Genomic DNA, 14999 nt, shown 5'->3' with positions numbered 1-14999 from the left:
GGGAGAGAATAAGTAAATGGCTACTAAGGTATTAATCGTAGATGATGCAGCATTCATGAGAATGATGATCAAGGATATTCTTGTAAAAAACGGATTTGATGTAGTAGGAGAAGCAGAAAACGGCGCACAAGCAGTTGAAAAATACAAAGAAACATCTCCTGATCTTGTCACAATGGATATCACAATGCCAGAAATGGACGGAATCACTGCACTAAAAGAAATTAAACAAATCGATGCTTCTGCAAAAATCATCATGTGTTCTGCAATGGGACAGCAATCAATGGTTATTGATGCGATCCAAGCAGGTGCAAAAGACTTTATCGTGAAGCCATTCCAGGCAGACCGTGTACTTGAAGCAATTAATAAAACGTTAGGCTAAAAAAGGGTGTAAGATTTGTTGAAAAAACGTTTGATATGTATAGCAATGATCAGTTTTATGCTTTTCTTGACGATGCAGCCTGCCTCACTGTTTGCTGAAACGAAAGATCCTGAGAATGGCACAGTGAATGACTGGCTCAAAGATGGGAAAGAAAGCAAAAAGGATACAGAGAAGAAAACCACTGACAATCAAACGAATCCGGCAGAAGAAGTTCCCTCTTCTTCTGTCTCCATTATGGATTTTGTCAAAATGATTGGTGCCTTACTATTTGTCATCCTGCTTATTTATGGATTGGTGAGATTTGTTGGTAAGCAAAACCGCTTACTCAAACCATTTCGCTATGTTGAAAATATTGGCGGAACGACAGTCGGACAAAACCGTTCAGTCCAGCTGATCAAGGTGGGCAAACGAGTATTAGTTGTCGGCGTAGCAGACTCAATCCAGCTGCTAAAAGAAATTGATGATGAACAAGAATGTGAAGCAATCGTAAAACAATATGAAGAAGCGATGGAGAGTAAGACCGATTTACCAAAAATGGTTCAAAAATTCACATCGCAGGTAAAGAAACATGATCAGCCGACCACTTCTTCTTTTTCAGCCAATTTAAAGGCGCAGCTAGCCGAATTGAAAAAGACCCAATCAGAAGTCAGAAAGAAAGGCCCGAAACAAAATGAATGAGTTTATCGATTTATTTAATTCCAGCGGTGCAGGAAATATCAGCACATCTGTCCGTCTTCTATTACTTTTAACTGTATTTTCGGTTGCACCGGGCATTCTCATTTTAATGACGTGTTTTACACGGATTGTGATTGTTCTTTCATTTGTCAGAACATCACTTGCAACCAACTCAATGCCGCCAAACCAAGTGCTTGTTGGACTTGCTTTGTTTCTCACATTTTTTATCATGGCACCCACGTTCTCACAGATTAATAAAGAGGCGCTGACGCCGCTTTTAAATGATGACATCACGTTAAATCAGGCGTATGAAAAAGCCGAAGTGCCCATTAAAGAGTTTATGAGTAAACATACAAGACAGAAAGATTTGGCTTTATTTCTTAGCTACGCAAAAATGGATACACCTGAATCGATTAAAGATATTCCTTTAACGGCGATGGTTCCCGCTTTTGCCATTTCAGAATTAAAGACGGCATTTCAAATTGGTTTTATGATCTTTATTCCATTTTTAATTATTGACATGGTGGTCGCAAGTGTTCTGATGTCAATGGGGATGATGATGCTTCCGCCGGTTATGATATCACTCCCTTTCAAAATATTGTTATTTGTTTTAGTCGATGGATGGTATTTGATAGTTAAATCTTTGCTGCAAAGCTTTTAGAGTAGGTGCTTAAAACATGAGTTCAGAATTTGTCATTACGATGGCTGAAAGATCAGTGTATGTAGTATTGCTTGTGAGTGGGCCGCTTCTAGCGCTCGCACTCATTGTGGGACTGATTGTCAGTGTGTTTCAGGCGACAACCCAAATTCAAGAACAAACGCTTGCGTTTATTCCTAAGATTGTTGCTGTACTCATTGGGCTTGTTGTGTTTGGTCCATGGATGCTTTCAACAATCGTGTCCTTTACGACAGAGCTGTTCTCGAATTTAGATCGATTTGCAGGTTAACCAGCGATGTCAATCATAGAATTATTTCCTGCTTTTCTATTAGTTTTTATTCGGATCACCGCTTTTTTTGTGACAGTACCACTTTTAGCGCATAGAACGATCCCAGCTGTACACAGAGTTGGATTCTCACTGTTTTTAGCCGTCATTAGTTTTAGCACCATAAAAGAACCGCCAGCACTCGACATCGACGGTCTTTATATGATGCTTGCGGTGAAAGAAGCAATGGTCGGTCTGCTGCTTGGGCTGATTGCATACATCATGGTGTCCGCTGTTCAAATTGCCGGCTCATTCATTGATTTTCAAATGGGTTTTGCGATTGCCAATATTATTGATCCGCAAACAGGGGCGCAGACGCCGCTGATGGGACAGTTTTTTTATACGGTCACATTGCTGTTGATGCTGGCAACAAACGCGCATCACCTGCTGCTTGATGGAATCTATTACAGCTTTCAATACATTGCAGTTGATCAATACGCGCTGAATTTTGGCAGTGAATCCTTTGCTTACTTTATCGCAAAGAGCTTCAACCAAATGTTTATCATCGCCTTTCAAATCTCGGCACCTGTAGTGGCAAGTCTGTTTTTAGTCGATTTGGCACTGGGGATTGTGGCACGTACAGTTCCGCAAATGAACGTTTTTGTGGTTGGACTTCCTATTAAAATGGGTGTGAGTTTTATCATGATCATCATCTGTATGGGCGTCATTTTCGGTGTTGTCCAAAATACATTTGAAACGATCGTACTCACCATGAGGAATTTCTTAGCATTGGTCGGTGGTTCGTCATGATGACAAGGCTTAGACTAGACTTGCAATTTTTCGCAGGTGAAAAAACAGAAAAAGCAACGCCGAAAAAAAGGCGGGATTCACGTAAAAAAGGACAGGTTGCCAAAAGTACCGACGTCAATACAGCCATCTCATTTCTATTAATCTTTTTATCATTCTTTTTTATTGGGCCTTTTATGAAAGAGCGGATTATCGCGCTCATTGAACGTTTTTATTCAACAACCATGCTAATGAAGGTTAGCACATCTAATATTCATCAATTATTCTTGGAATTGCTTCAGGAAACAGGGCTCCTCCTCATGCCAATCCTTGGTGTTGGTATGCTGGCAGGCGTTATCAGTAACTATTTACAAGTCGGCTTTCTCTTTTCGACAGAAGTGATTCAACCGAAATTAGAAAAGCTTGACCCAATCAAAGGGTTTAAACGGATATACAGTATTCGAGCCCTCGTAGAGCTATTAAAATCGATTTTGAAAATAGGCTTTGTTGGCTTTGCGACATTTATTGCTCTTTGGATGCACTTTGACGAAATTCTGCGGCTTCCTTTATTAACTGCAGAGGAAACCCTTCATTTCGTCGCAAATATGACCTTGATTATGGGGCTGTATGCTGCTGGTGCTCTTCTCATCTTGGCAGGGCTTGATTATATGTATCAGAAATTTGATTATGAAAAAAACTTGCGGATGTCCAAACAAGACATCAAAGATGAGTATAAAAAATCAGAGGGTGACCCGCTCATCAAGTCAAAGATTAAACAGCGTCAGCGGGAAATGGCCATGAGACGGATGATGCAAGAAGTCCCAAAAGCGGACGTCATCATTACAAACCCAACCCACTATGCCATTGCTTTAAAGTATGACGAAGAAAAAATGGACGCGCCCTATGTTGTGGCAAAGGGAACGGATATTTTGGCTTTGAAAATTAGAACAATTGCGAAAGAACACGATGTCATGACTGTAGAAAACAGGCCGCTCGCCCGCGCGCTATATGATCAAGTCGACATCAACCAAGCGGTGCCAGAAGATTACTTTAAGGCCATCGCAGAAATTTTAGCTTACGTCTATAAAACGAAACAAAAGATTTTATGAATTTTTGGTTTTAAAAGGAGAGAACAGGCATGTCAGCAAGAGATTTATCTGTTTTATTCAGTGTTATTTTAATTGTGGCGATGCTGGTCATACCGTTTCCGCCCGTTTTATTAAGTATTTTAATTATTATTAATATTTCTCTTGCGCTTATCGTGCTTCTCACCACAATGAACATGCAAGAACCATTGCAATTTTCAATTTTTCCATCGTTGCTTTTGCTCTTAACGCTGTTTCGTTTAGGGCTTAACATCTCTACAACACGTTCTATTCTTTCAACAGGAGATGCTGGAAAGGTTGTCGAAACGTTCGGTTCATTTGTTGTTGGAGGAAATGTCCTCGTTGGTCTTGTTGTTTTCCTTATCCTGATCATCATTCAGTTTATTGTTATCACAAAAGGGGCAGAGCGTGTATCAGAGGTTGCGGCAAGATTTACACTCGATGCGATGCCAGGTAAACAAATGAGTATTGACGCAGATTTAAATGCAGGAATGCTGACAGAAAGTGAAGCAAGAAATCGCCGTGAAAAAGTAGCGAGAGAAGCAGACTTTTATGGAGCGATGGATGGTGCCAGTAAGTTCGTTAAAGGGGACGCCATCGCAGGTATTATCATCGTCATCATCAATATTATATTTGGAATCATTATCGGGATGCTTCAGCAAGGTATGTCGATTCAAGAATCAGCTTCCCACTTTACGCTATTAACGGTAGGGGACGGAATTGTTTCGCAAATTCCAGCACTCCTCATCTCAACGGCAACAGGGATTGTTGTTACTAGAGCCGCTTCTAACGGAAATCTAGGGTCAGACATTACAGGGCAGCTCTTTGCATTCCCAGCCATGCTTTATGTGACAGCGGGCACGATCTTCCTTCTTGGGCTGTTTACACCAATCGGCATACTTTTGACAGGACCGATCGCAGGTTTACTAGCACTTGGCGCATACATGATGTCGAAAAACAAACAAGACCAAGAAGAAATTGAAGAGGTGCTGGAGGAACAGGCAGAGGTAGAAGAGATGAAAAGTCCAGAAAGCGTCATTCATCTCCTGCAAATGGATGCCATTGAATTTGAATTTGGCTACGGTCTCATCCCGCTCGCTGATGCAAATCAGGGCGGTGATCTGTTAGACCGAATTGTGATGATCCGAAGGCAGCTTGCCCTTGAACTAGGTCTTGTCATTCCAGTTGTCCGGATCCGTGACAATATTGCACTGAACCCAAATGAATACCGATTGAAAATTAAAGGGAACGAAGTAGCAAAAGGGGAGCTGCTGCTTGATCACTACTTAGCGATGTCCCCAACGCCTGATGATGATCCAATTGAAGGTATTGAAACAATCGAACCATCCTTTGGCCTGCCAGCTAAATGGATATCCGAAGCAGAAAAAGATCAGGCTGAGATGCTAGGCTATACGGTTGTAGACCCAGCATCTGTCGTGTCTACTCATATCACAGAGAAGATTAGACAAAACACACACGAACTGCTCGGACGCCAAGAAACGAAGCAATTAATCGATCATCTGAAAGAAAGTTATCCTGTCTTAGTGGATGAGGTAACGCCAAATCCGCTGGCAGTCGGTGATATTCAAAAAGTACTGGCGAAGCTGCTGAAAGAAAAGGTTTCTATCCGAAACCTTGTCACCATTTTTGAGACGCTTGCAGACTACGGAAAATTAACGACTGATACAGATTTATTAACAGAGTATGTCAGACAGGCGCTGGCAAGACAGATTACCGCACAGTATGCAAGAGAAGATGAATCACTCAAAGTCGTGACATGCTCAGGCCGAGTAGAAAAGGTGATTGCAGACAGCGTTCAGCAGACAGAGCATGGCAACTACTTATCGTTAGATCCAGAATCCTCTGAAAGTGTGATTCAATCAGTGGCGAGAGAAATTGAACAGCTTTCGCTTCGTCAGGAAACGCCGGTTCTATTATGCTCACCTCCTATAAGAATGTACGTTAAGCAGTTGTTAGAAAGATATTTCCCAGATTTACCGGTACTATCTTATAACGAACTAGAAGCGAATGTGGAAGTACAGAGCATCGGAGTGGTGGATATCTAATGAAAATGAAAAAAATCACAGCAAATTCTATGCAGGAGGCAACGATTCAAATCAGGCAGCAGCTTGGGAAAGATGCCGTCATTTTAAATTCCAAAACCGTTGTCAAACGCAAACTGTTCGGTTTAAAGAAACAGCAAATGGTCGAAGTGATTGCAGTGCTGGATCAAGATTTCGAGGAAAGAGCTGGCAAAGGGTTAAACCCTGCGCCGCCTCTTCCAGTGTTACCAAAAAAGGAACAAGTTCAAAAGCAGCCCGAAGAGCCATCCTTTGCTCCCAAGGCGGCTAAACCAGCGCCTTCTCATACTCAGCCTTTAGAATATGTGAGGAATGAACGGCATGCGGGTATTCTGCCTGAACCTCTCATAGCAATCGATCAAAAGCTAAAGGATAAAGGTCTTGATGATGCCATTCGAGACGAATGCCTGAAAGGTCTTTTAACAAAGGGCGCGGTTAAAGAAGATCACATAGAAAAAGAACTTGAACAACTGCTGACAGATATGCTGCCAGCTAAAACCTCTGATGAGCCGATGATTTCTTCAAAATACATTGTACTGTTCGGTTCAACTGGAGCTGGTAAAACGACAACGATTGCAAAGCTGGCTGCTAAAACGGCCATCCAGCAGCAAAAAAAGATCGCTTTTATTACAACCGATACGTACCGGATTGCAGCGATCGAACAGCTGAAAACATATGCTGAACTGCTGAATGCACCACTTGAGGTTTGTTATTCGAGAGAGGATTTTGTAAAAGCTCAAGAGACCTTTAAAGAGTATGATCATATTTTCATCGACACAGCAGGCCGTAACTTTAAAGAAGAATCGTATATCAAAGAGCTGACCGACATTATTCCATTTGATGAGAGCATTCAAAGTTTCCTTGTGATGAGTGCTACATCGAAGTATCAAGACATGAAAGCCATGGTCAAACGCTTTGAACACGTTCCAATCGATCAATTCATTTTTACAAAAGTAGATGAAACGGATACGATGGGAACCATTTTTCAAATCATTGCAGACTCTCAAATCAAACTTGGTTTTTTAACAAATGGCCAAAATGTGCCTGAGGATATTCTTGAAGGTTCTCCTCTTGAACTTACAAGGATGGTTTTACAATCATGAAGCCCGACCAAGCAGAAGGGTTAAGAAAACTAGTTCAGCAGAGTCAAATGATCACACCGGCTCCTCTTAACGTCAGCGGACAGGCAAAAACCATTGCCGTCATGAGCGGTAAAGGCGGGGTAGGTAAATCGAATTTGACACTGAATATGGCACTGTCAATCGCAAGCACAGGTAAAAGAGTGTTAGTGATCGATCTTGATTTTGGGATGGGGAATATTGATATTTTACTAGGGAAAACATCGACTAGCTCTATATTAGATGTTCTCGTTAGAAAAAAATCCTTCCAAGCAGCTATGACAAAAGGAACGGATAACCTATATTACATTTCTGGCGGAAGTGGACTTGAACAGCTCTTTTCTTTAGATAAAGATCAATGGTCGTTCTTTTTGGAAGAGATGGAAAAAATGATGCAGGGCTTCGATTGTATTTTCTTTGATATGGGTGCCGGCCTGTCAAAAGATCAGCTGCCATTTGTCTTATCAGCGGGAGAAGTGGTCGTTGTGACTACGCCAGAGCCAACATCCATCATGGATGCCTACAGCGCGATTAAGCACTTAGCCATTCATCAGTTTGAACGGTCTGTGCAAATCATTGTCAACCGGTGCAAAACACCATCTGAAGGATCTGAAACCTACCGGAAATTAGCAGGAGTGGTTACATCTTTTCTTCACAGAAAACTTGTATTTGCTGGCGCTGTGCCTGATGATCCTGCGGTTCCTAAAGCAGTATCAGAACAAATTCCATTTTATATGAAGCAGCCTCATTCAAGGCTGAGTAAAACCATTAAGATGCTGGCAGAAACACTATATCATCAGCAGATAAGAGAGGCACAGAGAGAACAGCATACGTTTATAGATAAGTTGTCCTCTTTTTTTAAAAGGAGGAAGGTGGACTCATGATTAGAGTGCTAGTAGTAGATGACTCGGCCTTTATGAGAAAGCTCATTAGTGATTTTCTAAGTGCTGAGCAAGAAATTGAAGTCGTCGGGACGGCGCGAAATGGGGAAGATGCTTTAAAACGGATCAAGGAACTGAATCCAGATGTTGTCACATTAGATGTGGAAATGCCTGTTTTAAATGGAACAGAAGCATTAAAACAAATTCTGGCTGAACACGACCTTGCCGTGATTATGGTGTCAAGCCAGACAAAGCAAGGGAAAGATTTAACCATCCATTGCTTAGAACTCGGTGCTTTCGACTTTGTGACAAAACCTTCGGGAAGTATTTCGCTCGATTTGCACAAAGTGAGGGGGCAAATTGTAGAGCGGGTACTTGCTGCAGGGCTGTCAAGGAAACGCACTGAAGAGAAGGTTTCTCCTAAGCCAGTGATAAAGCCGCCAAGTCCAGTCGCTGCACCCCGTCTGCAAACAGTAAAAGGAGCTTCACTCCGAAAGATTATTTCTATCGGAACATCTACTGGAGGGCCAAGGGCACTTCAACGAGTCGTAACGAAGCTGCCTAAGGACATAGAGGCACCTATATTGATTGTGCAGCATATGCCGGCAGGATTCACGGCATCACTTGCTGCTAGGTTAGACCATTTATCACAAATTACGATTAAAGAAGCACAAGATGGAGACATCGCGAAAAATGGAGTGGCTTACATAGCTCCTGGTGGAATGAATATGTCACTTCATGACCAAGGGGGGTCACTCGTTATCAGGCTGTCCCCTGAAGATACTGAAAGCCGGCACAAACCATCTGTTAACTATTTATTTGAATCCATCAGCAACATAAAGGGTTACGAGAAAATCGCTGTCATTATGACAGGTATGGGCAGTGACGGTACCGAAGGTGTCAAAAAAATGGTCGCAAGCGGTCATACGAAAGTCATTGCAGAAAAAGAAGAATCATGTGTTGTTTTCGGAATGCCTAAATCAGTCATTAAAGCAGGCCTTGTACATGAAACAAGGCATGTGGATGACATCGCACATGCAATTATAAGCTCCATGAAAAAAGAGAGGGCGTGAACACGTTGGATGTAAACCAATACTTAGATATCTTTTTAGATGAAAGCAGAGAACACTTACAAACTTGTAATGAAAAACTTCTTGATTTAGAAAAGAACCCAACCGACTTGCAGCTAGTGAATGATATATTCAGAGCAGCTCATACATTGAAAGGCATGAGTGCAACGATGGGCTTTGATGATATGGCTCACTTAACGCATCATTTAGAAAACATGTTTGATGCTATCCGCAATGAACAAATGATTGTCACTCCTGAGTCAATGGATACGATGTTCGAAGCACTCGATCATCTTGAAGCAATGGTTCAATCGATTGCAGAAGGAGGAGACGGGAAACGTGATGTCACAGAGATTAGTAAAAAGCTAGATGTGACAGGAAGCCATGCTGAGGCAGCTTCTAGCGTTGAAACAGCAGATGCATCAGCAGCTGCTAATGACTTAGATTATAATGAATTTGAACGAACGGTTCTTGATGAAGCGAGAGAGCAAGGCTTCAAATGCTATGAACTCAACGTGACATTAAGCGAAGCGTGCCTACTAAAAGCCGTTCGTGTCTATATGATTTTTGAAAGACTAAATGAAGCAGGCGAGGTTGTCAAAACCGTTCCAAATGCAGAGCTGTTAGAATCAGAAGATTTCGAATCAGAATTCAGCATTTCTTATCTTTCTAAACTGCCGATGGACGAAGTGCAGAAAATCGTCACGGCGATCTCAGAGGTTGAGAAGGTTGAGATATCTGAAGTCTCTGCATTTGAAGATGCAGCTCCGGCTGAAAAACAAGAGGCGCAGATTGAACAGAAAAAAGAAGAAGAATCCGTTCCTGCTGCGAAAGCGCCAGCAAACGATGCGCCAAAAGCAAATGGTAATAACGGTGCAGCTGCCGGCGGCACAAAAACAATTCGTGTCAACATCGACCGTCTAGATTCTCTAATGAATCTATTTGAAGAACTTGTGATTGATAGAGGCCGATTAGAACAGATTGCCAAAGAACTAGAAAATAACGAACTCACAGATACAGTCGAAAGAATGACACGTATTTCTGGAGACCTGCAATCAATCATCCTGAACATGAGAATGGTACCTGTGGAAACTGTCTTTAACAGATTCCCGCGTATGATTCGTCAGTTGACGAAAGAGCTTAATAAGAAAATCGAACTTATTATTGAGGGTGCTGAGACAGAGCTTGATCGAACAGTGATCGACGAGATTGGAGATCCGCTCTTGCACTTACTTAGAAACAGTCTAGATCATGGGATTGAATCACCAGAAGAACGTGTGAAAAAAGGCAAGCCGGAAAAAGGTACGGTTCTATTAAAAGCGTATCATAGCGGAAACCATGTCTTCATTGAAGTAGAAGATGATGGAGGCGGGATTAACCGTAAAAAGGTGCTTGAAAAAGCATTAGAGCGCGGAGTTATTACAGAAAGAGAAGCAGAAACGCTTGAAGATCATCAAATTGATTCATTGATCTTTGCAGCAGGATTCTCTACAGCTGATACGATTTCTGACATCTCAGGCCGCGGTGTAGGTCTTGACGTTGTGAAAAACAAGCTGGAATCACTTGGCGGATCTGTGAGCATTAACTCAACAGAGGGGCAGGGCTCACTATTCTCGATCCAGCTTCCGCTGACACTATCGATTATTTCCGTTCTTCTTGTAAAACTAGAAGATGAAACATTTGCGATTCCGATTTCTTCTATTATTGAAACGGCTGTCATTAAGAAAAGTGACATCTTGCAAACGCATGATCGTGAAGTGATTGATTTCCGCGGATTTATCGTACCGGTCGTGTACTTGAAGAAACAATTCCACGTACCAAATGCGAATGAATTAGAGGAAGAACTGCACATCATTGTTGTTCGTAAAGGAGACAAGTTGACAGCGTTTGTGGTCGATTCATTTATTGGTCAGCAAGAGGTTGTATTGAAATCACTAGGAGATTATCTGCCAAACGTATTTGCGATATCCGGCGCAACGATCCTAGGTGACGGTCAAGTTGCACTCATCGTTGACTGTAATGCACTGATCAAGTAAAAAACAATAGAGGAGCGGTCTGAAATGAGTACAGATATCAAAACTGGCGAAAAGATGATTGTGTTTATCGTAAACAAAAAAGAATACGCCATTTCAGTATCAGAAGTAAAGTCCATTGAAAAATGGCAGCAGCCGACAAGAGTTCCTGGCGTTGCCCCTTATATATGCGGTGTTATTAATTTACGCGGTGTCGTAACTCCTGTCATTGACCTGAGAGTCAGACTTGGTTCTACTGACAACGAGATTACAGATGAAACAAGAATGATCATTGTACAAGTTGGTGACATTGAAGTCGGCTGGATTGTTGATGAAGCAAATGATGTCATAACCGTCCATCAGGAAGAAGTAGAATCTTCTCCTGAATCAGCTGAAAAAGAAGGACAGTCATGGGTGACAGGGATCATTAAGCATGATCAGCGTCTTTTCAATATCATTCATGCCGGTGCTGTCCTCGACAAGAGTGTTCAAGATGCACCTGTTCATTAAGGGGGATGTGAAATGAGCATTTTCAACCAAATTAAAGATGAACAGCTAGATATTTTAGGAGAGGTTGGGAATATCGGGGCAGGCCACGCAGCGTCTGCTCTTGCCAACCTATTGGATCGCAAAATCGATATGGCTGTTCCTTTTGTCAAGGTTCTCTCGTTTGAAGATTTAATGGATTTCTTTGGCGGTGCGGACCTTCCTGTTGCAAGCATTTTCCTGCGAATGGAAGGGGATTTAACCGGCTCAATCTTTTTCATTATGCCATTTGAGCAAGCGGAGCAATTTGTAAGAGAGCTTGTCCAGGACCCGGCATTTGATATAGATACGATTCATGAACATGAGATGGGGACGTCAGCACTACATGAACTAGGAAATATTTTAGCGGGCTCTTATTTATCAGCCCTTGCCGATTTAACAAAATTGCAGCTTTACCCAAGTGTTCCAGATGTCACGCTCGATATGTTCGGGGCTGTCATTAGTGAAGGGTTAATGCAATTCAGTCCTCTTGGTGATCAGGCGATTGTGATTGATACATCTATTTTTGATGATCAAAACAAGCAAGAGCTGAAAGGAAATATGTTTCTATTACCAGACTTTGAATCGTTTGAAAAACTATTCAAAGCATTAGGTAACCTATAATGAACGTGCAAATTCCGGCAGTTGTAAAGGTTGGTATTGCGGATGTTCAGCTAGTCAAATCACCGGATCGCATTCGGACATCCGGTCTTGGTTCTTGCGTAGGGCTTGTCTTGTTTGATCAAGACAAAAAGCTGGCAGGCCTTGTCCATGTTATGCTTCCAGATTCCTCTCTTTCAAAAGGGGCGGTGGAGAACTTGGCTAAATATGCAGATACAGGTGTCAAGCATACAATTGATCTGCTCCTAAAAGCAGGCGCACGCAAACATGCGCTAAAGGCAAAACTTGCTGGCGGGGCGGAAATGTTTAAGTTTAAGTCAACCAATGATCTTATGAGAATTGGACCTAGAAACGTTTCAGCTGTGAAAGAACATCTGTCTCTTCATCATATCCCGATTATTAGTGAGGATACAGGCGGAAATAGTGGCCGTACGATTGAATTCGATCCGCTTACGGCAGAGCTGGAGATCCGTACTGTGAAGCAAGGCATTATGAAGATATAACTAAGGAAGTATAGGGGGATAAAGATGCAATCCTTAAATTACGAAGATCAGGCGCTATGGGCTAGATGGAAAGAGTGGAAAGACCCAGCTGCTGGAGATGATCTTATGCGCCGCTATATGCCGCTCGTCACATATCATGTTGGAAGAATTTCCATCGGTCTCCCGAAGTCAGTGCATAAAGAAGACTTGATCAGTCTAGGGATGCTCGGTTTATATGATGCCCTTGAAAAATTTGATCCCGGAAGAGATCTGAAGTTTGATACATATGCATCCTTCAGAATCCGCGGGGCCATCATCGACGGTCTTCGTAAAGAGGACTGGCTGCCTCGTACATCAAGAGAAAAAACAAAAAAAGTAGAAGCGGCTATAGAAAAGCTTGAACAGCGTTATTTGCGTAATGTGACGCCGACAGAGGTGGCTGAGGAACTCGGCATGAGTGAACAGGATGTCGTCACAACGATGAATGAAGGATTCTTTGCAAATCTGCTCTCAATCGATGAGAAGCTGCATGATCAAGAAGACGGAGAAAACGTCCAAGTCATGATTCGCGACGAGAAGTCTGTGACTCCAGAAGAGAAAATGCTGAAAGATGAATTAATTGAACAGCTTTCTGAAAAAATCACTGAGCTTTCTGAAAAAGAAAAGCTCGTGATCAGTCTTTTCTATAAAGAAGAATTGACATTAACGGAAATCGGTCAAGTGCTCAATTTATCTACCTCGCGCATTTCGCAAATTCATTCAAAGGCCTTGTTCAAGCTTAAGCATCTGCTTGATAAAGCCATTCAATCTTAAAGAGTTAGTGAGTGAAAAAATATGTTATGGCTGATTAGCTTCATGCTTCATGCTGCACTTATTTATTTTGTGATTATTTTATATACGAGAATGAATTCGCTGAAGGCAACAGAACAAAAGCAGCGAGAACTTCTAGAAGAAACGGAAAATACCCTGGCTGCATTTTTGATGGAAGTCAAAGAAGAGAATGACAAACTGTCAAAAGTGGCAGCCGCTTCCCCTGATTTTTCTGCTGAAGAGCTGAAATCGGATCTTCAGACACCAAAGCAGCCACAACCACCAATTGAATCCCAGCAATCGGTCGAAAGTGAAGATCCCGTACCAGAGCACCTGTCGGCTCTCCTTAGCGAAGTTGAGGTGCAGGAAGAGAAGGTAAACGAACCCGTTCCACAACTTGAAACAGAGACTTCTCTGCCTTCTGAAAGTGAAATAGAAGAAACATTCGAGAACCAAGTGAAGACCCTATATGATGAAGGGCGATCACTAGAAGAAATAGCGAAAGAAATGAAAACTGGTAAGACAGAAATCGAGCTTTTATTAAAATTTAGCGGAAAGCTGTAAAGGATTCTTGATTGTCAGTCCATCATGTGTTATATTATTTCTTGGTGTTAAATACACACGCTTAATGATTCGTATGAAGGTGCTGCCGTGGCGCAGTTTTATGTGAACATGATTTAAGCGGAGGAAAAAAAACCATTATATTAGGAGGCAACAAAATGTCAGTTATTTCTATGAAACAATTGCTAGAAGCTGGTGTTCACTTCGGTCACCAAACTCGCCGTTGGAACCCAAAAATGAAGCGTTACATCTTTACAGAGCGTAACGGTATCTACATCATCGACCTTCAAAAAACGGTGAAAAAAGTAGAGGAAGCTTACAACTTCACGAAAAACCTTGCTGCTGACGGAGGAAAAATCCTTTTCGTTGGTACGAAAAAGCAAGCACAAGATTCAGTGAAAGAAGAAGCAATCCGTTCTGGTATGTTCTATGTGAACCAACGCTGGCTTGGTGGAACTTTAACAAACTTTGAAACAATCCAAAAACGTATCAAACGTTTAAAAGATATTGAAAAAATGCAAGAAAACGGTACATTCGAAGTTCTTCCTAAGAAAGAAGTCGTTCAACTGAAAAAAGAATTAGAGCGTCTTGAAAAATTCCTAGGCGGAATCAAAGATATGAAGAGTCTTCCGGATGCACTTTTCATTATCGACCCTCGTAAAGAGCGTATTGCAGTTGCAGAAGCTCGTAAATTGAATATCCCAATCATCGGTATCGTTGACACAAACTGTGATCCAGACGAAATTGATGTTGTGATCCCTGCAAACGATGATGCAATCCGTGCTGTAAAACTTCTAACTGCTAAAATGGCAGATGCGATTCTTGAGTCTAAACAAGGCGAAGAAGAAGCTGTTGTAGAAGAAACGACAGAAACTGAAACAACAACTGCGTAACCTATTCAAAAGGTGATAAGAGGGAAATGCCTTTTATCACCTTTTTTTCACCTAGTAATCCGTGTTTTAACATAGA

The 14999-nt window shown here is 41.9% G+C and carries 17 protein-coding genes; all 17 read left to right on the top strand.

Features of this window, described 5'->3' with window-relative positions; all coding sequences use genetic code 11:
* Positions 1-16: 16 nt before the first annotated feature.
* The 17 genes from ACP69X_RS06250 (at position 17) to rpsB (ending at position 14923) form a co-directional block, all read left to right on the top strand.
* On the top strand, positions 17-379 hold the full coding sequence (locus ACP69X_RS06250; protein WP_007499584.1) for a response regulator: 363 nt from the start codon (positions 17-19) through the stop codon (positions 377-379).
* Between the two features lie 18 nt (positions 380-397).
* The gene (fliZ, locus tag ACP69X_RS06245) at positions 398-1057 is read left to right on the top strand and encodes a flagella biosynthesis regulatory protein FliZ (protein WP_041084854.1); all 660 of its coding nucleotides are present in this window, start codon (positions 398-400) and stop codon (positions 1055-1057) included.
* Positions 1050-1715 (top strand): flagellar type III secretion system pore protein FliP, encoded by a 666-nt coding sequence (gene fliP, locus ACP69X_RS06240; protein ID WP_008354479.1) that lies wholly within the window; start codon positions 1050-1052, stop codon positions 1713-1715. The genes fliZ and fliP overlap by 8 nt, the downstream gene beginning before the upstream one ends.
* Positions 1716-1731: 16 nt before the next feature.
* Complete coding sequence (gene fliQ, locus ACP69X_RS06235; RefSeq protein ID WP_003211206.1) at positions 1732-2001, top strand: flagellar biosynthesis protein FliQ; 270 nt, start codon at positions 1732-1734, stop codon at positions 1999-2001.
* A gap of 6 nt (positions 2002-2007) precedes the next feature.
* Positions 2008-2787: a flagellar biosynthetic protein FliR gene (gene fliR, locus ACP69X_RS06230; protein WP_024426982.1), complete on the top strand. Its 780-nt coding sequence runs from the start codon at positions 2008-2010 to the stop codon at positions 2785-2787.
* Entirely contained in the window at positions 2784-3872 is a 1089-nt protein-coding gene (gene flhB / locus ACP69X_RS06225; protein ID WP_073979491.1) for a flagellar biosynthesis protein FlhB, read from the top strand. Before fliR ends, flhB begins: the two co-directional genes overlap by 4 nt.
* Positions 3873-3901: 29 nt before the next feature.
* Positions 3902-5935, top strand: coding sequence for a flagellar biosynthesis protein FlhA (flhA, locus tag ACP69X_RS06220; RefSeq protein WP_073979492.1), 2034 nt, complete (start codon positions 3902-3904; stop codon positions 5933-5935).
* Complete coding sequence (gene flhF, locus ACP69X_RS06215) at positions 5935-7053, top strand: flagellar biosynthesis protein FlhF (RefSeq protein WP_426052531.1); 1119 nt, start codon at positions 5935-5937, stop codon at positions 7051-7053. Before flhA ends, flhF begins: the two co-directional genes overlap by 1 nt.
* A complete protein-coding gene (locus ACP69X_RS06210; RefSeq protein WP_073979493.1) occupies positions 7047-7952 on the top strand; it encodes a MinD/ParA family protein in 906 nt (301 codons plus the stop codon). Before flhF ends, ACP69X_RS06210 begins: the two co-directional genes overlap by 7 nt.
* Positions 7949-9022, top strand: a complete 1074-nt coding sequence (locus ACP69X_RS06205; protein ID WP_041084850.1) for a protein-glutamate methylesterase/protein-glutamine glutaminase — start codon at positions 7949-7951, stop codon at positions 9020-9022. The genes ACP69X_RS06210 and ACP69X_RS06205 overlap by 4 nt, the downstream gene beginning before the upstream one ends.
* A 5-nt stretch (positions 9023-9027) precedes the next feature.
* The gene (locus ACP69X_RS06200; RefSeq protein WP_426052530.1) at positions 9028-11055 is read left to right on the top strand and encodes a chemotaxis protein CheW; all 2028 of its coding nucleotides are present in this window, start codon (positions 9028-9030) and stop codon (positions 11053-11055) included.
* Between the two features lie 24 nt (positions 11056-11079).
* Positions 11080-11541, top strand: coding sequence for a chemotaxis protein CheW (locus ACP69X_RS06195; RefSeq protein WP_041084847.1), 462 nt, complete (start codon positions 11080-11082; stop codon positions 11539-11541).
* Positions 11542-11553: 12 nt separating this feature from the next.
* Positions 11554-12180 carry a chemotaxis protein CheC gene (locus ACP69X_RS06190; protein ID WP_041084846.1) on the top strand — a complete coding sequence of 209 codons (627 nt, stop codon included), beginning with the start codon at positions 11554-11556 and terminating at the stop codon, positions 12178-12180.
* A complete protein-coding gene (locus ACP69X_RS06185) occupies positions 12180-12680 on the top strand; it encodes a chemotaxis protein CheD (protein WP_024424155.1) in 501 nt (166 codons plus the stop codon). The genes ACP69X_RS06190 and ACP69X_RS06185 overlap by 1 nt, the downstream gene beginning before the upstream one ends.
* A 24-nt stretch (positions 12681-12704) precedes the next feature.
* Positions 12705-13472 carry a FliA/WhiG family RNA polymerase sigma factor gene (locus ACP69X_RS06180; protein ID WP_024424154.1) on the top strand — a complete coding sequence of 256 codons (768 nt, stop codon included), beginning with the start codon at positions 12705-12707 and terminating at the stop codon, positions 13470-13472.
* Positions 13473-13493: 21 nt separating this feature from the next.
* Positions 13494-14033 carry a hypothetical protein gene (locus tag ACP69X_RS06175; protein WP_041084845.1) on the top strand — a complete coding sequence of 180 codons (540 nt, stop codon included), beginning with the start codon at positions 13494-13496 and terminating at the stop codon, positions 14031-14033.
* A gap of 155 nt (positions 14034-14188) precedes the next feature.
* A complete protein-coding gene (gene rpsB, locus ACP69X_RS06170; protein ID WP_024426991.1) occupies positions 14189-14923 on the top strand; it encodes a 30S ribosomal protein S2 in 735 nt (244 codons plus the stop codon).
* The last annotated feature ends 76 nt before the right edge of the window (positions 14924-14999 follow it).

It is taken from the genome of Bacillus sp. DC4300-2b2 (genome assembly GCF_049895685.1).
Taxonomy (GTDB): domain Bacteria; phylum Bacillota; class Bacilli; order Bacillales; family Bacillaceae; genus Bacillus; species Bacillus safensis.
Note: the sequence above shows the minus strand (reverse complement) of the source record. Positions and strands in the feature narration are given on the sequence as shown.